Genomic DNA, 21,486 nt, shown 5'->3' with positions numbered 1-21,486 from the left:
AACTCACATGTGAGATAACGACGATCTCGTCGGCAGCGGCGTGTCGACGGCGTCGCTCGCTGACCGGGGGAGGTGCAGGATGAGCGGCATGCGCGCGACGACGATCCACGGCCCCGGTGACATCCGCCTCTCCGAGGTCCCCGACCCCACCCTCCTCGAGCCGACCGACGCGATCGTGCGCGTCACCTCGTCCTGCATCTGTGGGTCGGACCTGTGGCCCTACCGCGGGGAGAACCCGATCACCGAGGGCGCCACGATCGGCCACGAGTGCATCGGCGTCGTCGAGGAGGTCGGGAGCGAGGTCCGCGACATCCGCGTCGGGGACTTCGTCGTCGTGCCCTTCGACCACTGCGACGGCACCTGCGTCCACTGCCTGGCCGGCGTGCACTCCGCGTGCGTCAACCTCGGGATGACCACCAGCGGCCAGGGGGAGTACGCCCGGGTCGTCCACGCCGACGGCAGCCTCGTGCGCGTCGACGGGGTCGGGGACGGCGGCGTGCCGGACCCGGCCCTCGTGCCGTCGCTCATGGCGCTCTCCGACGTGATGCCGACCGGGTGGCACGCCGCCGTGGCGGCCGGGGTGAAGGCCGGTGACACCGTGGTCGTCGTCGGCGACGGCGCCGTCGGGCTCTGCGGCGTGCTGGCCGCGTCGACCATGGGCGCCGAGAAGGTCGTGGTCATGTCCCGCCACGAGCCGCGCCAGCGCATCGCCCGCGACTTCGGCGCGACGCACGTCGTCGCCGAGCGCGGCAAGGAGGGCGCGGCCGCGATCAAGGAGATCACCGGTGGCATCGGCGCTGACGCGGTGCTCGAGTGCGTCGGCACCGGCCAAGCGGTGGGCACCGCGTTCGCGGTCGCCCGGCCCGGCTCGACCGTCGGGTTCGTCGGCGTCCCGCACGGCGTCGAGCTGCCGGTGGGACGGATGTTCTCCAAGAACGTCGGCCTCGCCGGCGGCATGGCGCCCGTCCGCCGCTACCTGCCCGACCTGCTCGACCTCGTGCTCGCCGGCACCATCGACCCGGGGCGTGTCTTCGACCTGACCCTGCCGCTCGACGAGGTGGCCGAGGGCTACCGGGCGATGGACGAGCGCCGCGCGATCAAGGTGCTGCTGCAACCGTGAGCGACCTCCGGCTCGGACCCCTGCTGCGGTTCGTCGACGAGACCAGCGCGACGCTCTGGGTGGAGACCGAGCGCGCCGCCCTGGTCACGGTCCGGGCGGGCGACGCGACGGGGCAGGCGCGCACCTTCGCCGTCCACGGCCACCACTACGCGCTCGTCGAGGTCACCGGCCTCGCACCCGGCACCCGCACGGCGTACGTCGTGGAGCTGGACGGCACGCAGGTGTGGCCACCGGCGGACAGCCCCTACCCGGCGCCGGTGATCGGGACCCTCGAGGCGGGCCGGCCGCTGCGGATGCTCTTCGGCTCGTGCCGGGTGAGCGTCTCCCACGACCGGGCGGGCAACGAGCAGCACGGCGTCGACGCCCTGCGCGCCTACGCCCTGCACCTGGCCGGCGACACCAGCGCCGGCGTGGCCGACGACGAGTGGCCGGACCTGGTGCTGTTCCTCGGCGACCAGGTCTACGCCGACGACACCAGCGAGGAGATGAAGGCGTTCATCGACCAGCGGCGCGACCCGGAGCAGGCGCCCTGGCACGAGCTGAAGGACTACGAGGAGTACGCCCACCTCTACCGGCTCGCGTGGGGCGAACCCGCCAACCGCTGGCTGCTCTCGACGCTGCCCAGCGCGATGATCTTCGACGACCACGACATCCGCGACGACTGGAACACCAGCGCCGACTGGCGGGCCCAGATGGAGGCCACCGACTGGTGGCACGACCGCGTCGTCGGCGGCCTGGCGTCGTACTGGGTCCACCAGCACCTGGGCAACCTGAGCCCGGCCGAGCGCGCCGAGGACGCGCTGTGGCAGCGGATCCGGTCCCACGACGGCGCGGACGAGCTCGACGTCACCGCCGAGGTCGACGCGCTGGCCGACCGGGCGGACCGGGAGCCCGACAGCTACCGCTGGAGCTTCTGCCGCGACTTCGACACCCAGGCACGGCTCGTGGTCGTGGACTCCCGCGCCGCGCGGGTGCTCACCCCCGACCGGCGCTGCATGCTCGACGACGCCGAGATGGCGTGGCTCGACGAGCGGATGCGCGGCGACGTCGACCACCTGCTGGTCGGCACCTCGTTGCCGTTCCTGCTCGCCCCGGCGCTGCACCACGCCGAGGCGTTCGGCGAGGCCCTGGCCCAGGGCCGGCTCGGTCGGCTCCTCAAGCCGTTCGGGGAGTGGGCGCGCCAGGCTGCGGACCTCGAGCACTGGGCGGCCTTCCAGGACGGCTTCCAGAAGGTCGGCCGGATGGTCGTCGAGGTGGCCGCGGGGGAGCGGGGAAGACCGCCCGGCACGGTCACGTTCCTCTCCGGCGACGTGCACCACAGCTACGTCGCGCTGGCCGAGCCGGACCCCGCGAGCGGTCGCACCGCGCACAGCAGCATCGTGCAGGCGGTGTGCTCGCCGATCCGCAACCCGCTGCCGCGGGTCATGCAGCTGGCGACCGCGCTGGCGGCCTACGGCGCGGCGCGGCCGACCGGGCGCCTGCTCGGCGGGCGCGTGCCCCGCAGCCCGCTGCGGTGGCGGCTGCCGCGCGGGCCCTGGTACGACAACAACCTGGCCGTCCTCGAGCTGCGCGACCAGGCGCTGCACCTGGCGTGGTCGCGCGGGGTCGACCACGGCGAGGCCGAGCGGCCGGTGCTCGAGGAGGTCGCCGCGGTGGACGTGCCGTTGCGCCGCTGAGCGGGGTCGGCGGGCTCGGACGGGGTTGCTCGGTCAGCTGCGGACGAGGTCCCGGGCCGGCTGGCAGTCGCAGGTGTCGGAGCAGGCGAGGTAGGTGTGCGCGGCGTGCCCGCAGTGCCCGCACGGCAGGTCGTGCGAGATCGGTCGGGCGTTGGTCTGGACGGTGTCCCACATGGTGATGACCCCCAAAAAGTCGTCCCTGCGACGGTAGGCCGTGGGGGACCGGTGTGCGGTGCAACACACCGGAGATGACCCAGATGGGTCACACGGGCCGACCGGTCGGGCTCGACCGCAGCCGGGCCACCTAGGCTGCGGGCGTGACCACGGAGCAGGACCGCACGATCCACGACACCGAGGTCGGCGGTCCCGACGGCGAGCGGACGGTCTTCCTGCACGGGCTCTTCGGGCAGGGCAAGAACTTCACGCAGGCCGCCAAGGCGCTCGTGCCGGACCTGCACTCGCTGCTCGTCGACCTGCCGAACCACGGCCGCTCGGGGTGGACCGACTCGGTCGACTACGTCGACGTGGCCGACGCGGTGGCCGAGCACCTGCACGGAGGCTTCGCCGCCGACGGCCCGGTGAACGTGGTGGGCCACTCGATGGGCGGCAAGATCGCCATGGTGCTGGCGCTGCGGCACCCCGACCTGGTCGACCGGCTGGTCGTCGTCGACATCTCGCCGGTCGACACCGCGTCGGGCGGTGGCACGGGGGAGTTCGAGCACCTGCTGGACAGCCTCGCGCGGCTCGACCTGGCCGCCGTCGTACGCCGTGCGGACGCGGACCGCCTCCTCGCCGAGGACATCCCCGACGAACGGGTCCGCGGGTTCCTGCTGCAGAACCTCCGCTCGCACGGCTCGGACTTCCGCTGGCAGGCCAACCTGTCGCTGCTGCGCGCCGAGCTGGCGACCATCGGCGGGTTCCCCGAGCTGGGCGCGACCTTCGACCGTCCGGTGCTGTGGCTCGCGGGCGAGCGCTCGCCGTACGTCCGTCCCGAGCACGACGTCACGATGCGCCGGCTCTTCCCGCGCACCCGGCTCGTCACGATCAAGGGCGCCGGCCACTGGGTGCACTCCGAGGCGCCGGAGGCGTTCATCTCCGCGCTGCGGGTGTTCCTGACCGCCTGAGCCGAGCGGGCCCAGGCGGCCAGGGGAGCAGCCCCGCCGGAGTCACGCCGGGGGGCTGGGCCGTGGGTCAGGGCCGTGGGTCAGGGCTGGAAGACCACCTTGACCATGCCCTCCTCCTTCTTCTGGAAGTGCTCGTAGGCCTGCGGGGCCTCGGCGAGGGGGAGGTGGTGGGTGGCGAAGGCGTCGACGCCGAACGGGTCGTCCTCGACCAGCATCGCGAGCAGCTCGTCGGTGTGGGCGCGCACGTTGGCCTGGCCCATCCGCAGCTGGACCTGCTTGTCGAAGAGCTGGAACATCGGCATCGGGTCGACCGCGCCGCCGTAGACGCCGGAGATCGAGACCGTGCCGCCGCGGCGGACGGACTCGATGGCGGTGTGGAGGGCGGCCAGCCGGTCCAGGCCGGCGTTCTTGAGCATCGGCTCGGCGATCGCGTCGGGCATCAGCCCCACGAGCTTCTGGACGCCCTGGGCGCTCGGCGACCCGTGGGCCTCCATGCCGACCGCGTCGATGACCGAGTCCGCACCGCGGCCCCCGGTCAGCTCGCGGACGATCGACGCGACCCCGCCGGCCTCGGCCGCCTCGTCGAAGTCCAGCGGCTCGGCGCCGAACGCCTCGACGCGGGCGAGCCGCTCGGGGACCCGGTCGACGCTGATGACGCGGTGGCCGGCCCGGACACCCATCCGCGCGGCCATGTCGCCGATGGGACCGGCGCCCATGACGAGCAGCGTGCCGCCGTCGGGGACGTCGGCGTACTCCAGGCCCTGCCAGGCGGTCGGCAGGACGTCGGACAGGAAGAGGAACCGGTCGTCGGCGTGCTCGTGCGGCACCTTGACCGGCAGGAAGTTGCCGAACGGCACCCGCATGTACTCCGCCTGGCCTCCCGGCACCTGGCCGTAGAGCTTGGAGTAGCCGAAGAAGCTCGCGCCGGTGCCGTGCTCGGGGTTCTGCGTGGTCTCGCACTGGCTGTAGAGGTGCCGGTCGCACATCCAGCACGAGCCGCACGAGACGTTGAACGGCACGACGACGCGGTCGCCGACGGCCAGCTCGGTGACCGCCGAGCCGATCTCCTCGACGATGCCCATCGGCTCGTGGCCCACGATGTCGCCGGGCTCCATGAACGCCGCCAGCGTCTCGTAGAGGTGCAGGTCCGAGCCGCACAGACCGGTCGAGGTGACCTTGATGATCACGTCGGTGGGCTCCTCGATGCGCGGGTCCGGGACCTCGGTGACCTGCATGTCGTGCTTGCCCTGCCACGTGACTGCCTTCATGGACGACCATCCTTCGGTGCTCGGGACTGCTGAGAGCGGTTGCTCCGTCCACCCGGTGCCCAGCAGCACCTCCGGGACACGGACCACCCCGCCTCGACACCGCCGATAACTGACATTATGTCGGGTTATGTTCGTGGAGGGCCGGCTCCTGGCTCCCCTGGCAGGATCGGCGCATGAGCGAGCGCCTGCATCTGCCGGGACCCGACGGCCGGACCATCGAGGTGCTGGTCGGCGGCGCCGACGCCGGTCCGTGGCTGTTGTTCCACGGCGGCTCGCCGTCGGCGGTCGCCGAGTGGCCGCGGTTCGACGACGCCGTCCGGGACGCCGGGCTGCGGTCGGTGACGTACTCACGTCCCGGGTACGGCGCGTCCACGCCGCGCCCCGCGCCCGGGACGTACGTCGACGACGTGGTCGAGTCGGTCGCCGTCCTGGACCACCTGGAGGTCGACGAGTTCCTCACCGCCGGCTGGTCCGGCGGCGGGCCGCGGGCGCTCGCCTGCGCGGCACTCCTGCCCGACCGGTGCCTGGCGGCGGCGACGATCGCCGGCGTGGCGCCCTACGACGCTGCGGGCCTGGACTGGTTCGCCGGCATGGCGGAGGAGAACCACGAGGAGTACCACGCCGCCGAGCAGGGTCCCGAGGTCTACGGTGCCTTCCTCGAGGCCGGCGCCCTCGATCTGCTGCAGGCGTCCCCCGACGACGTCGTCGCAAGCATGGGCGGGCTCGTGACGGCCGTCGACGAGGCAGCGCTCGACGCGTCGTTCGCCGACTGGATGAGCCGCACCTTCCGCAACGCCGGCGCGCAGGGCGTGGTCGGCATGCGCGACGACGGGCTCGCCGCGGTCGCCCCGTGGGGCTTCGCCCTGGCCGACATCCGCGTCCCGGTCGCGGTCTGGCAGGGCCGGCAGGACGCGATGGTCCCCTACGAGCACGGCGCCTGGCTCGCCGAGCACGTGCCGACCGCCGAGGCGCACCTGTTCGAGGACGAGGGCCACCTCTCCCTCGTCACGCAGCTCGACCGGGTCCTCGCGGACCTGCGTCGTCTCGGCGGCCTCGCCTGACGCGCCCAGCGCTCCGGCCCGGCGTGACGTCGTCGAGCTTCTCGTCGGCCCTGCCACCCGGTCGGCGTCAGAGACGTCGGCGACGTGGTTCGACGCGCCCACGCCCACCGCCCGGACCGCCGCGGCGGTCTCCTCGAGACCCGCCCGGTTCACGTCGACCAGCGCCAAGTGGCAGCCGCGCCCGGCGAGCCGCTCGGCGGTCACCCGCCCGATGCCGCTCCCCGCGCCCGTGACGACCGCGACTTGCCGCTTAGCTGACGCATCCGCCCCCCATGTGCTCGTCCGACCTGCGAACTAGAACGTGTTACTCCACCCGTCCCGGCCTCGACCGGCGGTCGTGTGCCCCGGGCCGCGTGTCGGCGCGTCCTCGAGCACACGACCCCGGGACGCAGCCCGGCGAACGCCCGCCGGGTCAGCCGCGACGCCGTCGGCGGGCAGCGGCGAACTGGTCAGCCGTGCGCCGCGCCAGCCGCTCGACCGCCGCCGGGTCCGCGTCGTACGCCGCCACGAGCGCCTGCGCGCCCGCGGCGAGCGCGTCGTCGACAACCGCCGGGGGCGGGTCGGCGGCGAGCAGGGCGGACTGGAGCGCGTTGCGCACCGCCTCCTTGGCGACCGCCAGGCGGCACTCGTCGGAACCCCGGCCGGACAGACGCAGCACGAGCTCGCCGCGGCCCTCGTCGTACGACAGCCGCTCCCCCGTCGCCCGTCGCAGGCGGCCGTCGAGCTCGTCCACCGTCAGCCTCCGGGGTCGTGATGGTCGTGATGGTCGTGATCGGTCGTGATGGGTCGTGATGGGTGCGCGGAGCCAGACGGTACGACGCGCGGCCGGCGCGCGGTGCGCAACGCGCTCACTGGGCCCGCAGGACCAGAGCGGTCCGCGGCGCGAGCCGCACCACCCGGCCGGCCGCCGGGACCTCCCGCGTGCGAGCGGTCGGGTTCACCAGCACCGTCCCGCCGGTGTAGGCGCGTCGGTGCACGCCTCCGGCGACCACCCTCCGCGGCCCCGACGGGCGCCCCAGCGGCACGTTGGCCCGGGGCTGCCGGTGACTGGCAGCGGGCTCCTGCGGGACGTAGACGCTCGCGCCGGTGGCGCCGTTCCATGTGAGCAGCCAGGTCGCGCGGTGGTACACCTGCGCCGTCCGGTCGCGCCGGGAGCCGTAGGTCACCGCGAGGAGCGGCACCCGCCGGCGGGCGCACCACGCAGCCATCCGCACCTTCCACCGCCAGTCGGCGCCGCCGAACCGTGGGCCGGGACCGAGGCCCCACTTGACGAAGTACTCGTTCTCCCAGCCCGACACGTGCCGCGACCAGTCCGCGAGGGTGCTGCGCCAGGTCTCCCGGTCGACGGTGACGTTGGGGACGGCGAGGTAGCCGGCGCCGCGGAGCCGGGGCGCGACCCGGGACAGGAACGAGTCCGTGGCGGTGTACATCGCCTCGTCGGTCGGCAGCTGGGTCGACACCCGGTCCCCGACGGTCGGGTGCGAGAGCGTGGTCAGCGTGTCGTCGAGCAGCACCCCGTCCCACGAGTGCCGGCGCAGCTCCGCGAGGACGTTCGCCACCCAGGCGTCCTGGTAGGCGCGACGGCCGACGTCCACCGGGTACAGGCCCCGCCAGTCCGACCACTCCAGCACCCGGCCGCGCTCGTCGGTCAGCAACCACCCGCGCCGCTTCGCCTGCGCGTGGCTGACCCCGGTCGCGAAGAGCCCGGACTCGTGCGGCTCGCGCACCACGGCCGAGACGTCCTTGTACACCAGCACCCGCAGGCGCGGGTTCGCCTGGTGCAGCGCCCGCAGCCGCTGGTGCTCCCAGGACTGGACGACGACGTAGTCGCCGCGTGCGACCGCCTCGACCGGCGTGCGGTCCAGGTCGCCCCAGTCCAGGGCGACCGTGCCGGTGCCGGACGGTCGCTGCGCCGGGGGCGCGGGCGCGGTGGACAGCGGCGGGTCCGCGAGCCGTCCGGCGCACCCGAGCGCCGCGACGAGCGCCACCGCCGAGAGGACGACAGTGCTCGCCGCCCGCAGGCTGGTCCTGGCTCCACCTGGCACGGCCGCTCCCGGGACGTCGTCCGTCGAGCGTGCGCCTGCCCGTCGCTGCCCGGGGCCGTCTGCGCCGGTATTAGCCGAGGTTGGGTACGCCCGGCCGCTGCCTAGACTCGACGGCGCACCCGACCCCGCAGGAGGACCTGTGCCCGTCACCCGAGGCTTCTTCCGCAAGCGCGCGCAGGGCCCGGAGGGGCGGATCCCGCCGGGTCAGTACGACACCGGCAGCAGCTGGCCCGTGCTCACCGCCGAGGCGACGCCACGGATCGATCCGGCCGACTGGTCGATCACCGTCGACGGTCTCGTCGAGGAGCCGACCACGTGGACGTGGGACGAGGCGCACCGACTGCCGTCGGCGACGTACTCCGGCGACATCCACTGCGTGACGACCTGGACGAAGCTGGACATGGTCTTCCGCGGGATCAGCGTCGACGACCTGCTGGCAGCGGCGCGGCCGCGGCCGGAGGCGCGGTTCGTGCTGGCGCACTCCAGCACCGGTTACACCACCAACCTGCCGCTCGAGGACGTCACCGGCGGCCAGGCGTGGGTGGTGTGGGAGGCCGAGAGCAAGCCGCTCACCCCCGAGCACGGCGGACCGGCCCGACTGCTGGTCCCCCACCTCTACTTCTGGAAGTCGGCCAAGTGGGTCTCGCGACTGGAGCTGCTCGAGGAGGACCAGCAGGGGTTCTGGGAGCGCAACGGTTACCACGACCGCGGCGACCCGTGGCGCGAGCAGCGCTACCAGGGCGACGCGTGAGCGCGGACCGGTCCATCGACGACGTCGTCCCGCGCGAGACGGCCTGGACCACCGGCACGATCATCACCAAGGAGCAGCCGACGCCCGACCAGGTGCTGCTGCGCCTCCACGTCGACGACCGGCACCACCACGACCCCGGCCAGCACTACGTCGTGCGGCTCCGCGCGCCCGACGACTACACCGCGCAGCGCTCCTACTCGGTCGCCTCGGACGACGAGGACCCGCTGCTCGAGCTGCTCGTCGAGCGGTTCCCCGATGGCGAGGTCTCCGGCCACCTGGCCGACGTGGCCGAGGTGGGCGACGTGCTGGAGGTGCGGGGGCCGATCGGGCGCTGGTTCCGGTGGGACGCCCGCACCCCGGCGGTCTGCCTGGTCGGGGGCACCGGCGTCGTCCCGGCTGTCTCGATGCTGCGCACCGCCCGCCGGCTGCGTCGCAGCGACCTGCTGCGCATCGCCGCCGTCGGCCGCGACCCCGAGCACCTGCCGTACGCCGCCGAGCTGGCCCGCGGCGGGGCGCTGGTCGCCTACACCCGCCACGACGAGGGCGACCGTGCCCGCGGGGTGCCGACGGCGGCGGAGCTGGCGCCGCTGGCGGCGGGGGCCGAGGTGGCCTTCGTCTGCGGGTCACCACGGTTCGTCTCGCTCGCCACTCCCCTGCTGATCGAGGCCGGCGTCGACCCGACGACGATCCGCGTGGAGCAGTTCGGCGCGACCGGCTGAGCCGTCGCGCGACCGGCAGGGTCTCGAGACAGGCGCCGGGGCACCTTCCTCGACCAGCCGGGCTCCCCCCGTTCACCGACCACCCCCGGCGGGCAACGGTCCACCGACCGACATCCCGACGGAAGGTGAGCATGCACGTGAACCCCAAGGACGCCGCGAAGGCCGCGAAGGACAAGCTGGAGGGCCTGCTCGACGTCACGGTCCCCGGAGTGCCCGGACCCGCGCCGGCCACGGTCGAGGAGCCGACCACCCCGAAGCCGCCGCTGCCGCCGAAGCCCGACCAGGGAGCGCCTGCCACCGGCGCGACCGGCGCCCGGACCGGCGCGCCGCCGACCGCCCGCGCCCAGCAGTCGGCGTACCTCACCAACTCGACCGGCACCCGGCTGCGCGACACCGACCACTCGCTGAAGGCCGGCAGCCGCGGGCCGACGCTGCTGCAGGACCACCACCTGCGCGAGAAGATCACCCACTTCGACCACGAGCGCATCCCCGAGCGCGTCGTCCACGCGCGCGGCGCCGGCGCGCACGGCGTCTTCGAGGGCTACGGCACCGCGGAGTCGGTGTCGATGGCAGGCCTGTTCGCCAAGGGCAAGCAGACCCCGGTCTTCACGCGCTTCTCGACCGTGCTGGGCTCGCGCGGCTCGGCCGACACCGTCCGCGACACCCGCGGGTTCGCGACGAAGTTCTACACCGACGAGGGCAACTGGGACCTCGTCGCCAACAACATCCCGGTCTTCTTCATCCAGGACGGCATCAAGTTCCCCGACGTCATCCACGCCGGCAAGCCGCACCCGGACCGGGAGATCCCGCAGGCGCAGAGCGCGCACGACACGTTCTGGGACTTCGTCTCCCTGCACACCGAGGCCCAGCACCACACGATGTGGAACATGTCCGACCGCGGCATCCCGCGCTCCTACCGGATGATGGAGGGCTTCGGCGTCCACACCTTCCGGTGCATCAACGCCGAGGGCGCGACGTCGCTGGTGAAGTTCCACTGGAAGCCCAAGCTCGGCGTCCACTCCCTGACCTGGGAGGAGGCGCAGATGGTGGGCGGCATCGACCCCGACTTCCACCGCCGCGACCTCTACGACGCCATCGAGGCCGGCGCGCACCCGGAGTGGGAGCTCGGCATCCAGGTCTTCCCCGACGAGCCGGACCAGATGTTCGCCGCCATCGACCTCCTCGACCCGACCAAGATCGTGCCGGAGGAGATCGCGCCGGTGCAGCCGATCGGCAAGCTGACGCTCAACGCCAACCCGACGAACTTCTTCGCCGAGGTCGAGCAGGTCGCCTTCCACGTCGGCCACCTCGTCCCGGGCATCGACGTCACCGACGACCCGCTGCTCCAGACGCGGCTCTTCTCCTACGTCGACACGCAGCTGTCCCGGCTCGGCGGCCCGAACTACAACCAGATCCCGGTCAACCGGCCGCACGTGCCGACCAACGACATGTTCCGCGACGGGTTCCACCAGCACGCGGTGCACTCCGGCGTGGCGCCCTACAAGCCGAACTCGCTGGACGGCGGCTGCCCCTTCGCCGCGGGCGCGGACCTCTCCGACGAGGAGACCCGCGCGTTCGTCGAAGCGGCGGTCAAGGTCTCCGAGGCGACCAAGGTGCGCGCCAACCCGGCGTCGTACGACGACCACTACAGCCAGGTGCGCCAGTTCTGGTTGTCGATGACGCCGGTGAAGAAGGAGCACATCATCCGGGCCTACACCTTCGAGCTCGGCAAGTGCTACGAGCAGGCGGTCAAGGAGCGCCAGCTGCAGAGCCTGGCCAACATCGACCCGGTGCTGTGCCAGGAGGTGGCCACCGGCCTGGGCCTGCCCGCCCCGGAGCCGACGGTGCCGCTCGAGGACCTCGAGCCGAGCCCGGCGCTGTCGCAGGTCAAGGGACCGTTCCCACCCGACGGCCGGATGGTCGGCATCGTCGTGGACCCCGACGGCGACCTCAGCGGCGTCGACGCGCTGCGCCGCACGATCCACGGCGCCGGGATGGTGCCCCTGGTCTTCGGTCCCCACGGCGGCACCATCGAGGGCATGCCGGTGCAGCGCACCTTCGCCACCGGCCGCTCGGTCGAGGTGGACGTGCTGCTGCTGGCCGGGGCCCCGAAGCCGGCGCCGGACGCGCTCACCAACCGCGACGCCAAGGCCGGGGCGCCCGGCTCCCCCGCGCTCGACCCGCGCGTCGCGCTGCTCGTCCAGGAGTGCCACCGCCACGCGAAGGTGATCGGCGCCTGGGGCGAGGGCGTCACCGCACTCGGCGGCGCCGGTGTCGCGGCCGACGACGCGGGCATCGTGACCGGCGACTCCCCCGCCGACGTCTTCGCGGGCGTCTCGGAGCAGATGGCCTTCCACCGGGTCTGGGACCGGTTCCCGACCGCGGTCTGAGGCGGCCGGGTGGGGCGCTGGGGTCACCGGTTCACCGGTGACCCCAGCGCTTACCACCGCAGATCTTCCGTGGTGAGCGAGGGACTCCCCTGACAAGTGGGTGCGGCCGGGGTCACACCGGGGGTACTTGGTTGTCGAGAGCAATCATCTTTACGGTAGGCACCTCACTACCGAAGAGGAACACCTGTGCCGAGCCCCACCCGGACGCCGAACCCGCGTCTCGCGATCGCCGTCCTCTGCGCCGGCGGCCTCACCGCCGCGCTGACCCAGACGCTGGTCATCCCGATCCAGAGCGACCTGCCGCGCCTGCTCGACACCTCGGCCGCGAACGCCGCGTGGGTCGTCACGGTCACCCTGCTCGCCGGCGCGGTGGCGATGCCGATCGCCGGCCGGCTCGCGGACCTCTTCGGCAAGAAGCGGGTGATGGTCGCGAGCGCGGCCCTCCTCGTCGTCGGCTCGGCACTCGTCGCGCTCTCCTCGACCCTCGTCCCCGTCCTCGCCGGCCGGGCGCTGCAGGGCCTGGCGATGGGCTTCATCCCGGTCGGCATCTCGCTGATCCGGCAGGTCGTGCCGCCGCAGATGGCCGGCAGCGCGGTGGCGGCGATGAGCGCGACGCTCGGCGTCGGCGGTGCGATCGGCCTGCCGTTGTCCGCCTGGATCGTCGAGGTCGGCGACTGGCACGCGCTGTTCTGGGTCTCCACCGGGCTCGCCGCGCTCATCGCGGTGCTCACCGCCCTGGCCATCCCGCACGTCCACGACGGGGCGCCCGGCCGCTTCGACTGGGTCGGAGCGATCGGCCTCGCCGTCGGTCTCGTGTCGCTCCTCGTCGGCGTCTCCAAGGCGACCACCTGGGGCTGGGGCGACGCCCGCACCCTCGGCGCGATGGTCGCCGGCGTGGTCGTCCTCCTCGTCTGGGGCGCCTTCGAGATGCGGCAGGCCGAGCCGCTGGTCGACCTGCGCGCGACGGCGAAGCTTCCGGTGCTGATGACGAACGTCGCCGCGGTGGCGATCGGCTTCGGCATGATGGCGCAGGCGATCGTCGTGCCCCAGCTGCTCCAGCTGCCCGAGGCCACCGGCTACGGCCTGGGCCAGTCGATCCTCGCCGCCGGCCTGTGGATGGCCCCCGGCGGCCTGGTGATGATGCTGTTCGCGCCGGTCTCCGGCCGGCTCATCGCCACCATCGGCGCCCGAATCACGTTGATGATCGGCGCGGCCGTGCTCGGTGCCGGCTACCTGGTGGCGTACGTCCTCATGGACGCGCCCTGGCAGCTCCTGCTCGTCTCCTGCATCCTCTCCGCCGGCGTCGGGATCGGGTACGCCGCGATGCCGACCCTCATCCTCGACGCGGTGCCGCCGCGCGAGGCCGGCGCCGCGGTCGGCCTGAACGCGCTCATGCGCTCGGTCGGCACCACCGTCTCGGCCGCCGTCATGGGCACCCTGCTCACGAGCAACACGACGCCGATGGGCGGTGGCTTCGAGATCCCGACCGAGGGCGCGTTCCGGCTGTGCTTCCTCGTCGGGGCGATCGCCGCGTTCGTCGGTGTCGGCATCGCGGCGACGATCCCGCGGCGCCGGGCCGCCGACCAGGCCGACGCCGAGCCGCAGGCCGCAGGGGTCGCCGCCCGGTGACCGCCGGCCGCCCGAGGCACGTTCAGCCGCGGGCGGCCCGGGCCAGCGGTCGGCTGCGCACGAGCACGCCGACCTTGTCGATGCGGTGCTCGGGGTTGCCGAACCGGTCCGACCAGTAGTTGCCGACGGCGTGGTCCTCGGGCGTCGCGCACGTCGACAGCGTGATCATCGGCCGCGTGGCCCGCTCCCCCGGCCGTCCCGGCACGGGGGCCCGCTGGGCCCGCAGCGACGAGGCCGATCGGAACGACGTCTCCCGGGTCGTGGTGACCCGGTAGGTGTAGCGCACCCCGCCCGCCTCGACGTGCACCACGTCCCCGCGCCGGAGCTCGGGCAGCCGCTCGAAGGCGCGGGTCGACGAGAGCCGGTGGGCGGTGACCTGGTAGTTGCCGATCCCGCCGGGGCCGGTGCCGCCACGCGGCCCGTGCGGGCTGGCCGCGTCACCCGCGTCCTGGATCGCCGTGCCCGGGGCGTCGTCGGTCCAGCCGCGGTAGGGCACGACCGCGAGGCCGGCGAGCCCGATCGCCGGCACCGACAGGGTCGCCGCACGAGGCCGGCCGTCGCTCGCGACGTACGGCTCCGGCGTCGGGCTGGGCGTCCGGCTGGGCGCCCGGCTGGGCGCTGGACCGGGCGTCGCGCTCGAGGACGAGGAGGCGGACGTCGCCGCCGGAGCCGCCGTGCCCGCCGACGTGCTGCCGGAGCATGCGGTCAGGGCGCCGGCGCCGAGGACGAGCGCACCGACGAGCGCACCGCCGAGCCCTGGGACGCTCGGTCGGGCGGTGGCCATGCACCGAGCGTAGGTGCGTGGCGAGCAGGTGGGTACAGGTGGCGCATGACTGACGAGAACGCCGCCGAGAAGAACGAAGCCGTCCAGATCATCGTCGACCGGGTCTCCTCCTGGCAGGACGGCGCGACCGAGGGCACCGTCGCCGAGGAGCTCCGCAAGGGCGCCGACGAGGTCGGCATCGAGCTCAGCGACGACGACATCGCCAAGCTCGCCGACGCCATCGAGTCCCGCCACGGGGTGGTCGACGCGAAGAGCGTCCTGTCTTGAGCAGCGGCCCCGACGAGCGGCACACCCGGCCGGACGGCGTCACCGACGCCACCGTCGAGGCGCTCGGGAAGCTGTCCGAGGCGCTCGAGGCGGTCGAGGCCGCCCGTGGGTTCCTCTACAACTTCCACCGGATGAGCGGCACGGCCGACCTCACCGCCGGCGACGCCGTGGAGCTGCTGCAGAAGGCCGGGCACACCGAGCTGGCCGAGAAGGTCCGCACGGAGATCATCGGCCGCAACGTCATCGAGGGCCGCTGGACCTTCCAGATCGTCGAGGCGTACGACGACACCTACTACTCGGCGTTCAAGGACGTCGAGCGGGAGGCCCGCGAGGCGCTCGTCGGCGGTCGCCGGCACCTGTACGAGGCCGAGATGAAGGAGGAGCGCCGCACCCACGGCGCGACCCACCACGAGGCCACCCCCGCCGAGACCCCTCCCGACAAGTGAGCGGCCTCCTGGTGCACACGCTGAACGACGGCACGACGCTGCCGGCGATCGGCTTCGGCACCTACCCGCTGAAGGGCGAGGAGTGCGTGACCGCCGTGCAGTCGGCGATCGAGGCCGGCTACCGCCTGGTCGACACGGCGGTGAACTACGGCAACGAGCGCGAGGTCGGCGAGGCGATCCGCCGCTCGGGCGTGCCCCGGGAGGAGCTGGTGGTGACCAGCAAGCTGCCGGGGCGGGCGCACGCGTACGACGACGCGGTCGCCAGCGTGCGCGGGTCGCTGGAGGCGCTCGGGCTGGACCGGATCGACCTGCACCTCATCCACTGGCCCAACCCGCGCGTGGGCAGGTACGCCGACGCCTACCGCGCGCTGGTCGACCTGCGGGCCGAGGGTCTCGTGCGCACCGTCGGGGTCTCCAACTTCACCGAGGAACACCTGCTCCGCGTCATCGACGCCACGGGGGTCGCCCCGGCGGTCAACCAGGTCGAGCTGCACCCGTACTTCCCGCAGGTCGGGATGCGCGCGGTGCACGAGCGGCTCGGGATCCGCACCGAGTCGTGGAGCCCGCTCGGCAAGCGGCAGGCGCCGTTCGACGAGCCCCCGGTCGCGGAGGCGGCCGAGCGCCACGGCGTGACGCCGGGGCAGGTGATCCTGCGCTGGCAGCTCCAGCTCGGGAACGTCCCGATCCCCAAGTCGGCCACGCCCGCGCGGCAGCGGCAGAACCTCGACGTCCTCGGCTTCGAGCTCGCCGACGACGAGGTCGAGGCGATCACCGCGCTCGGCCGGCCCGACGGGCGGCTCTTCGACGGCGACCCGGACACGCACGAGGAGATGTGACGTGCCGGCGGCGACCCCGTACCTCTGTGTCGACCTCGACCGGTTGCGGCGCAACGTGCGGGTCGTCGCCGAACGGGCCGCGGCCCAGCAGGTCGCGCTGCGGCCGCACGTCAAGACGCACAAGAGCCCGGAGATCGCCCGGCTGCAGCTGGTCCACGGCGCCGCCGGCATCACCGTCGCCACCATCGGCGAGGCCGAGCTGTTCGCCCGGCACGGCTGCGAGGACGTCTTCATCGCCTATCCGCTGTGGCTCGACGAGCGCGCCGCCGGCCGGGTCCGCGAGCTGACCGAGAAGGCGCGCGTCGCCTTCGCGGTCGACTCGGCCGCGGCGGCGGCCAACGCCGGCCGGCTCCTCGGCCGCACGCCGGTCGAGGTCCTGGTCGAGGTCGACAGCGGCCAGCACCGCACGGGCGTCGCCCCGCAGGAGGCCGGCGCGGTCGCGACGACCGCGGCCCGCGCCGGGCTCGAGGTGCGGGGGGTGTTCACGTTCCCCGGCCACTCCTATGCGCCCGGCGCCGCGGAGTCCGCCGCCCGGGACGAGGCCGCCGCGCTCGCCGCCGCCCGGTCGTCGGTGGAGGCCGCCGGGATCGAGGTGCGGGTGGTGAGCGGCGGGTCGACCCCGACCTTCGCGCACACCGACACCTCGGTCGTCACCGAGCTACGGCCGGGCGTCTACGTCTTCGGCGACGCCCAGCAGTGGGAGCTCGGTACGACGACGCCCGACCGGATCGCGCTGACCTGCCGGTCGACCGTGGTCAGCCACAGCGGCGGGCGGGCCGTGCTGGACGCCGGCAGCAAGCTGCTCGGTGCCGACCGGGCGAGCTGGTCGACCGGGCACGGCCGGCTGCCGGCGTACCCCGACGCCCGCATCGTGCTTGTCGCCGAGCACCGCGCCGTCGTCGACATGGCCGGCGCCCCGCTCCCCCGGCTCGGCACCCAGGTCGACGTCGTGCCCAACCACGTGTGCTCCGCGGTCAACCTCGTCGACGACCTGTGGGTCGAGGAGGCCGGAGCGCTGCGCGCCTGGCCGGTCGCGGCCCGTGGGATGAATTGCTGAGGCCGCCGCCTACGATCGGCGCCATGCTGAAGCGCCCTCTCGCCGTCCTGGCCACGCTCGCCGCCGTCTCGCTGCTCGCCTCCTGCGGCGACGACGAGGGATCCACCGCCTCCGACGCGCCCGAGGGCGACGGCCCGAGCTGCACCTACCGCGAGGACGGCCAGGAGGCGGCCAAGGAGGTCGAGCTCCCGCCGAGCAACGCGACCGTCAGCGGCACCGTGTCCGGGACGATCGCGACCAACATCGGCGACATCGGCCTCGAGCTCGACGCCGAGGGCGCGCCGTGCACCGTCAACAGCTTCGTGTCGCTCGCCGAGCAGGGCTACTACGACGACACCACCTGCCACCGGCTCACCACCGCGGCCGCCGGCATCCAGGTCCTGCAGTGCGGCGACCCGACCGCGACCGGCATGGGCGGCCCCGGCTACACCATCGACGACGAGGTCACCGGCGACGAGACCTACCCCGACGGCACGCTCGCCATGGCGAAGACGGCCGCCCCCGACTCCGGCGGCTCGCAGTTCTTCATCGTGTACGGCGAGACCCCGCTGCCCCCGGAGTACACCGTCTTCGGCACCGTCGACCAGGCCGGACTGGAGGCCGTCCAGCAGGTCGCCAAGGCCGGCAACGGCCCCGACGGCGTCACCCCCGCGGAGCCCGTCGACATCTCCGCCGTCACGATCGCGGACTGAGCAGCGACGCACCCGCCGCCGGTCGAGCAGCGAAGGCCGTCTGGCGGCCAGAGCGTGTCGAAACCCCCCGTGAGAGGCGCCGGGCCGCAACCACAGTCACCGGGTTTCGACACGGCTCGCTGGCGCTCGCCCGCTCGACCAGCGGATCCCGCCGCTCGCTGCTCGGCCAGCGGCAGAACGCTCAGAACGGGAACGGCACGCCGGTCAGCTGCTCGGAGCGCTCCCAGAGCCTGCGGGCCAGGTCGGGGTCGAGGGCGGCGGGGGCGCGGCGGGCGGTGGTCGGCCAGCCCTGCATCTCGCCGGGGCCGTGCGGCCCGACGTAGGTGTTGCCCGGGACGTCCATGGTGGCGGCGTACAGCGTCGGCAGTGCGCCCTGCCGCGGCTGCATGCCGGCGAGGCGGTGGCCCCAGGAGCCGACCCAGGCGAGCACGGCGTTGCCGGAGCTCGCGGTGATCGCCGTCGCCGTCGAGCCGGGGTGGGCGCCGGTCGCGCGAAGGGTCGAGCCGGCCGCGGTCAACCGCCGTTGGAGCTCGGCGAGGAAGAGCAGGTTCGCGAGCTTCGAGGCGGCGTACGCCGCGTAGGGGCGGTAGGTGCGCCGCTCCCAGTCGAGGTCGTCGGGGTCGAGGTGGCCGTGGAGGTGGGCGCGCGAGCCGGTGACGACGACGCGGTCGGTGAGCCGCGGCAGCAGCAGGTTGGTCAGCGCGAAGTGGCCGAGGTGGTTGGTGGCCAGCGTCGTCTCGAAGCCGTCGGCGGTGCGGCCGTACGGCATGCCCAGCACCCCGGCGTTGTTGACGAGCACGTCGACGCGGTCCAGGTCGTCGGCGAACGCCCGCACCGACGCCAGGTCGGACACGTCGAGCACCCGCACCTCGACGCGGCCCTCGTCCCGGCCGGGCAGGTCGGCGGCCACCCGCTCCCCCTTGGCGCGGTCGCGCACCGCGAGCACGACCTGGGCACCGGCCCCTGCCAGCGCTCGCGCGACTTCCAGCCCGATCCCGCTGCTCGCCCCCGTCACCGCGAACCGCCGACCGTCCTGCGGCGGCACCTCCTGCCAGCGGGGCACGCGGGTCCGGTGGATCTCGGGCAGCTTCGGCACGGGCGCCAGCCTGCCACGACACGCCCGGGCCCCGGGCTCGACTTGTGCCGTCGGGACGTGTCAGGAACGGTGGGTCGGGACCTGCACACGATCTGGAGGAGGCGAGCTGTGCTCACCCTCACCGAGAACGCCAGCACCATCGTGAAGGACATCTCCACCCAGCCCGGGCAGCCCGAGACGGCCGGCCTGCGCATCACCTCCGAGAGCGCGACGGAGCCGACCTTCGCCGTCACCGCCGCCCCGGCCGCCGAGCCGGGCGACCAGGTGGTCGAGCAGTCGGGCGCGACGGTCTACCTCGACGAGGCGGCCGCCGTCATGCTCGACGACAAGGTGCTCGACGCCGCCGTGGACCCGACCGGCAAGGTGGAGTTCGCGCTGGGCCTCCAGCCCTGACGCGACCCGTGACACCCGGCAGGGCCCCGACCGCCACGGTCGGGGCCCTGCTGCATCCCTGGCGCGTTGCTGCTGCGTCCCTGGCTCGGCCGGGCGCCCACCCGGTTGGCAGGATCGGCGTCATGCCCACGACGACCCGAGAGATCCACCTCGCCTCCCGTCCCACCGGTTGGCCGGTGCCGGAGAACTTCCGCACCGTGACCACCGAGCTCGCCGACCCCGGGCCGGGCGAGGTCCTGGTCCGCAACACCGTCCTCTCGGTCGACCCCTACATGCGCGGGCGGATGAACGACGCGAAGTCCTACGTCCCGCCGTTCGCGCTCGACGCCCCGCTCGAGGGCGGCGCGGTCGGCGAGGTGCTCGCCTCCGGCGACGACCGCCTCTCCCCCGGCGACACCGTGCTGCACCAGGCCGGGTGGCGCGAGCACGCCCTGCTGCCGGCCGACCAGGTCCGCAGGGTCGACGTCTCCCAGGTCCCGGCCAGCGCCTACCTGGGCGTGCTCGGCATGCCCGGGCTCACGGCGTACGTCGGGCTCACCCGCATCGCCCCCGTCCAGGAGGGCGACACCGTCTTCGTCTCCGGCGCCGCGGGCGCGGTCGGCTCGGTGGCCGGCCAGGTGGCCCGCGAGCTGGGCGCGAGCAAGGTCGTCGGCTCGGCCGGGTCGCCGGAGAAGGTGCGCTGGCTGACCGAGGAGCTCGGCTTCGACGCGGCGTTCGACTACCACGACGGCCCGGTCGCCGCGCAGCTCAAGGAGCACGGGCCGGTCGACGTGTACTTCGACAACGTCGGCGGCGAGCACCTCGAGGCGGCGATCCAGCGGATGGCCGACTTCGGGCGGATCGCTGCCTGCGGCGCGATCGCGTCGTACAACGACACCGAGCCGACGCCGGGCCCCCGCAACATGTTCATGGTGGTGCAGAAGCGGATCAGCCTGCGCGGCTTCATCGTCACCGACCACGGCGACGCCGCCCGCGACTTCTACGCCCGGGCCGGCGCCTGGGTGGCCGAGGGCAAGGTGAAGCACCGCGAGACGTTCACCGAGGGGCTCGACAGCACCGTCGACGCGTTCCTCGGCCTGCACCGCGGCGACAACATCGGCAAGATGCTCGTCCGGCTCTGACCGGGCCGTCGGTCCATCCGGCTGGCCCTGCGGGCGCGGCGCCGGGGGCGTCGGTTCATCAAGGTATGTCGCTGAACCACCACTTCCCACGGTGAGGTTAGCGTGGGAAGTGACGGTTGGCCTGCATACCTTGATGAACCGACCGCAGTCGCAGGCGCTTCAGGCGCTGTCGAGCGGCCGACCGAGCATCGGCCCCACGAGCCGGCGGATGACCGGGGAGGGCGAGAGCCCGAGCTCGTCGGCGAGGAGCCGGCGGTAGTGGTCGTACTGCCGCAGGGCCTCCGCGTGGTTGCCCTCGGCCAGGTGCACCTCGACGACGCGGCGGTGCGCGCTCTCGCGCAGTGGCTCGGAGCGGACCGCCTCGAGCGCCGCGCCGAGGGCCTCCTCGTGCCGGCCGTCCACGCGCAGCACCTCCGAGGAGCGCTCGAGCGCGTGCAGCCGCAGCTGCCGGTAGCTCTCCCGCTCCACGTCGAGCCACTCGTCGCGCCAGCCCGGCAGCAGGTCCTCCCGCCACAACCGGGCCTGCGCGACGCCCGGCCGCAACCCCTCCCGCAGCTCCTGCGCGGCCTCCTCGGCCTCCCAGAGGTCGACCACGACGTCGTCGCTCAGCCGCACCGCGGTCGAGGTGCACTGCACGAGCATGCGGCCGCGCGGTCGCGGCAGCCGCCACAGCACCGTGCGGAGGCTGGCCGTCGCCCGGGCCGGCTCGGCGTCGGCCCACAGCCGCTCCGCCAGGGTCACGCGCGACACCTTCGCCCGCCGGTGCACGACCGCCAGGTGGACGAGCAGTCGCTGCGCCGGACGGGTGAGGTCCAGCTCGTCCTCGCCGAAGCGGAGGCAGAAGCCGCCGATCAGTGACAGCCGCAGCTGCGGGGCCGGCGCCAGGTCCATGCCCCGGCAGTTCCCCTGAGCACGGCTCTCATCCATACCCCGTGGGGCTTTTCGGGGCGTCGTTGACGCGGCGGAGACGCCACGGGGACGCGGTGTCGACGGGAGGGGGACGCGACGGCG

The 21,486-nt window shown here is 73.8% G+C and carries 22 protein-coding genes and 1 pseudogene; 15 read left to right on the top strand and 8 right to left on the bottom strand.

Translation table 11 applies throughout. The annotated features are described in order from the left end of the window. The first annotated feature begins 88 nt into the window (after positions 1 to 88). Both G6553_RS08275 and G6553_RS08270 read left to right on the top strand, forming a co-directional pair. On the top strand, positions 89 to 1,120 hold the full coding sequence (locus G6553_RS08275) for a zinc-dependent alcohol dehydrogenase family protein (protein WP_166190940.1): 1,032 nt from the start codon (positions 89 to 91) through the stop codon (positions 1,118 to 1,120). After that, the gene (locus tag G6553_RS08270; protein ID WP_166190938.1) at positions 1,117 to 2,796 is read left to right on the top strand and encodes an alkaline phosphatase D family protein; all 1,680 of its coding nucleotides are present in this window, start codon (positions 1,117 to 1,119) and stop codon (positions 2,794 to 2,796) included. Before G6553_RS08275 ends, G6553_RS08270 begins: the two co-directional genes overlap by 4 nt. A 33-nt stretch (positions 2,797 to 2,829) precedes the next feature. Here G6553_RS08270 and G6553_RS08265 read toward each other — a convergent pair whose 3' ends face one another. Continuing rightward, the gene (locus tag G6553_RS08265) at positions 2,830 to 2,970 is read right to left on the bottom strand and encodes a hypothetical protein (protein ID WP_166190936.1); all 141 of its coding nucleotides are present in this window, start codon (positions 2,968 to 2,970) and stop codon (positions 2,830 to 2,832) included. 143 nt (positions 2,971 to 3,113) lie between these two features. Here G6553_RS08265 and G6553_RS08260 point away from each other — a divergent pair, with 143 nt between their 5' ends. Next, on the top strand, positions 3,114 to 3,920 hold the full coding sequence (locus tag G6553_RS08260) for an alpha/beta fold hydrolase (RefSeq protein WP_166190934.1): 807 nt from the start codon (positions 3,114 to 3,116) through the stop codon (positions 3,918 to 3,920). An 80-nt stretch (positions 3,921 to 4,000) separates the two neighbouring features. On the opposite strand, the gene G6553_RS08255 is transcribed toward G6553_RS08260, so the two are convergent. After that, positions 4,001 to 5,188 (bottom strand): alcohol dehydrogenase catalytic domain-containing protein, encoded by a 1,188-nt coding sequence (locus G6553_RS08255; RefSeq protein ID WP_166190932.1) that lies wholly within the window; start codon positions 5,186 to 5,188, stop codon positions 4,001 to 4,003. A gap of 173 nt (positions 5,189 to 5,361) precedes the next feature. Here G6553_RS08255 and G6553_RS08250 point away from each other — a divergent pair, with 173 nt between their 5' ends. Further along, a complete protein-coding gene (locus G6553_RS08250; RefSeq protein WP_166190930.1) occupies positions 5,362 to 6,249 on the top strand; it encodes an alpha/beta fold hydrolase in 888 nt (295 codons plus the stop codon). Between the two features lie 63 nt (positions 6,250 to 6,312). Here the strand turns inward: G6553_RS08250 and G6553_RS21695 are convergent. The 3 genes and pseudogenes from G6553_RS21695 to G6553_RS08235 form a co-directional block, all read right to left on the bottom strand. Continuing rightward, a pseudogene (locus tag G6553_RS21695) lies at positions 6,313 to 6,483 on the bottom strand (SDR family NAD(P)-dependent oxidoreductase); the annotation flags it as partial. Between the two features lie 178 nt (positions 6,484 to 6,661). Next, positions 6,662 to 6,982, bottom strand: a complete 321-nt coding sequence (locus tag G6553_RS08240; protein ID WP_166190928.1) for a hypothetical protein — start codon at positions 6,980 to 6,982, stop codon at positions 6,662 to 6,664. Positions 6,983 to 7,097: 115 nt separating this feature from the next. Further along, positions 7,098 to 8,294 (bottom strand): putative glycoside hydrolase, encoded by a 1,197-nt coding sequence (locus tag G6553_RS08235; protein WP_347565591.1) that lies wholly within the window; start codon positions 8,292 to 8,294, stop codon positions 7,098 to 7,100. Positions 8,295 to 8,433: 139 nt separating this feature from the next. Between G6553_RS08235 and G6553_RS08230 the strand changes: the two genes are divergently transcribed. The 4 genes from G6553_RS08230 (at position 8,434) to G6553_RS22100 (ending at position 13,783) form a co-directional block, all read left to right on the top strand. Continuing rightward, entirely contained in the window at positions 8,434 to 9,045 is a 612-nt protein-coding gene (locus G6553_RS08230; RefSeq protein ID WP_166190924.1) for a sulfite oxidase-like oxidoreductase, read from the top strand. Next, a complete protein-coding gene (locus tag G6553_RS08225; RefSeq protein WP_347565590.1) occupies positions 9,042 to 9,764 on the top strand; it encodes an FAD-binding oxidoreductase in 723 nt (240 codons plus the stop codon). Before G6553_RS08230 ends, G6553_RS08225 begins: the two co-directional genes overlap by 4 nt. Before the next feature lie 131 nt (positions 9,765 to 9,895). Continuing rightward, positions 9,896 to 12,154: a catalase gene (locus G6553_RS08220; protein ID WP_166191044.1), complete on the top strand. Its 2,259-nt coding sequence runs from the start codon at positions 9,896 to 9,898 to the stop codon at positions 12,152 to 12,154. 186 nt (positions 12,155 to 12,340) lie between these two features. Next, positions 12,341 to 13,783, top strand: coding sequence for an MFS transporter (locus tag G6553_RS22100; protein ID WP_166190922.1), 1,443 nt, complete (start codon positions 12,341 to 12,343; stop codon positions 13,781 to 13,783). Positions 13,784 to 13,805: 22 nt separating this feature from the next. Here G6553_RS22100 and G6553_RS08210 read toward each other — a convergent pair whose 3' ends face one another. Further along, on the bottom strand, positions 13,806 to 14,567 hold the full coding sequence (locus tag G6553_RS08210) for a sortase (RefSeq protein WP_166190920.1): 762 nt from the start codon (positions 14,565 to 14,567) through the stop codon (positions 13,806 to 13,808). Positions 14,568 to 14,612: 45 nt separating this feature from the next. On the opposite strand from G6553_RS08210, the gene G6553_RS08205 reads away from it, so the two are divergent. The 5 genes from G6553_RS08205 to G6553_RS08185 are packed head-to-tail and all read left to right on the top strand — an operon-like array spanning position 14,613 to position 17,865. Beyond that, complete coding sequence (locus G6553_RS08205; protein ID WP_166190918.1) at positions 14,613 to 14,834, top strand: hypothetical protein; 222 nt, start codon at positions 14,613 to 14,615, stop codon at positions 14,832 to 14,834. After that, positions 14,831 to 15,280: a hypothetical protein gene (locus G6553_RS08200; protein WP_166190916.1), complete on the top strand. Its 450-nt coding sequence runs from the start codon at positions 14,831 to 14,833 to the stop codon at positions 15,278 to 15,280. The genes G6553_RS08205 and G6553_RS08200 overlap by 4 nt, the downstream gene beginning before the upstream one ends. Before the next feature lie 11 nt (positions 15,281 to 15,291). Beyond that, complete coding sequence (locus G6553_RS08195; protein WP_347565589.1) at positions 15,292 to 16,116, top strand: aldo/keto reductase; 825 nt, start codon at positions 15,292 to 15,294, stop codon at positions 16,114 to 16,116. Position 16,117: 1 nt separating this feature from the next. Next, positions 16,118 to 17,173, top strand: coding sequence for an alanine racemase (locus G6553_RS08190; protein ID WP_166190914.1), 1,056 nt, complete (start codon positions 16,118 to 16,120; stop codon positions 17,171 to 17,173). 23 nt (positions 17,174 to 17,196) lie between these two features. Then, positions 17,197 to 17,865, top strand: a complete 669-nt coding sequence (locus G6553_RS08185; RefSeq protein ID WP_166190912.1) for a peptidylprolyl isomerase — start codon at positions 17,197 to 17,199, stop codon at positions 17,863 to 17,865. A gap of 181 nt (positions 17,866 to 18,046) precedes the next feature. On the opposite strand, the gene G6553_RS08180 is transcribed toward G6553_RS08185, so the two are convergent. Continuing rightward, entirely contained in the window at positions 18,047 to 18,961 is a 915-nt protein-coding gene (locus G6553_RS08180) for an oxidoreductase (protein WP_347565588.1), read from the bottom strand. A gap of 108 nt (positions 18,962 to 19,069) precedes the next feature. On the opposite strand from G6553_RS08180, the gene G6553_RS08175 reads away from it, so the two are divergent. Both G6553_RS08175 and G6553_RS08170 read left to right on the top strand, forming a co-directional pair. Beyond that, a complete protein-coding gene (locus G6553_RS08175) occupies positions 19,070 to 19,354 on the top strand; it encodes a Fe-S cluster assembly protein HesB (protein ID WP_166190910.1) in 285 nt (94 codons plus the stop codon). Between the two features lie 122 nt (positions 19,355 to 19,476). Further along, on the top strand, positions 19,477 to 20,475 hold the full coding sequence (locus G6553_RS08170) for an NADP-dependent oxidoreductase (protein WP_166190908.1): 999 nt from the start codon (positions 19,477 to 19,479) through the stop codon (positions 20,473 to 20,475). Positions 20,476 to 20,634: 159 nt separating this feature from the next. Here G6553_RS08170 and G6553_RS08165 read toward each other — a convergent pair whose 3' ends face one another. Further along, a complete protein-coding gene (locus G6553_RS08165; protein ID WP_166190906.1) occupies positions 20,635 to 21,366 on the bottom strand; it encodes a BTAD domain-containing putative transcriptional regulator in 732 nt (243 codons plus the stop codon). Positions 21,367 to 21,486 lie beyond the last annotated feature (120 nt).

Source organism: Nocardioides sp. IC4_145 (assembly GCF_011250565.1).
Lineage (GTDB): Bacteria > Actinomycetota > Actinomycetes > Propionibacteriales > Nocardioidaceae > Nocardioides.
This window is presented reverse-complemented; position numbering and strand designations above follow the sequence as displayed.

Excerpts from the sequence above, each read along its gene's own strand:
- G6553_RS08275 (WP_166190940.1), top strand. The coding sequence starts at position 89 with ATGCGCGCGACGACGATCCACGGCCCCGGTGACATCCGCCTCTCCGAG.
- G6553_RS08265 (WP_166190936.1), bottom strand. The coding sequence starts at position 2,970 with ATGTGGGACACCGTCCAGACCAACGCCCGACCGATCTCGCACGACCTG.
- G6553_RS08255 (WP_166190932.1), bottom strand. The coding sequence starts at position 5,188 with ATGAAGGCAGTCACGTGGCAGGGCAAGCACGACATGCAGGTCACCGAG.
- G6553_RS08250 (WP_166190930.1), top strand. The coding sequence starts at position 5,362 with ATGAGCGAGCGCCTGCATCTGCCGGGACCCGACGGCCGGACCATCGAG.
- G6553_RS08220 (WP_166191044.1), top strand. The coding sequence starts at position 9,896 with ATGCACGTGAACCCCAAGGACGCCGCGAAGGCCGCGAAGGACAAGCTG.
- G6553_RS08210 (WP_166190920.1), bottom strand. The coding sequence starts at position 14,567 with ATGGCCACCGCCCGACCGAGCGTCCCAGGGCTCGGCGGTGCGCTCGTC.
- G6553_RS08205 (WP_166190918.1), top strand. The coding sequence starts at position 14,613 with ATGACTGACGAGAACGCCGCCGAGAAGAACGAAGCCGTCCAGATCATC.
- G6553_RS08185 (WP_166190912.1), top strand. The coding sequence starts at position 17,197 with ATGCTGAAGCGCCCTCTCGCCGTCCTGGCCACGCTCGCCGCCGTCTCG.
- G6553_RS08170 (WP_166190908.1), top strand. The coding sequence starts at position 19,477 with ATGCCCACGACGACCCGAGAGATCCACCTCGCCTCCCGTCCCACCGGT.
- G6553_RS08165 (WP_166190906.1), bottom strand. The coding sequence starts at position 21,366 with ATGGACCTGGCGCCGGCCCCGCAGCTGCGGCTGTCACTGATCGGCGGC.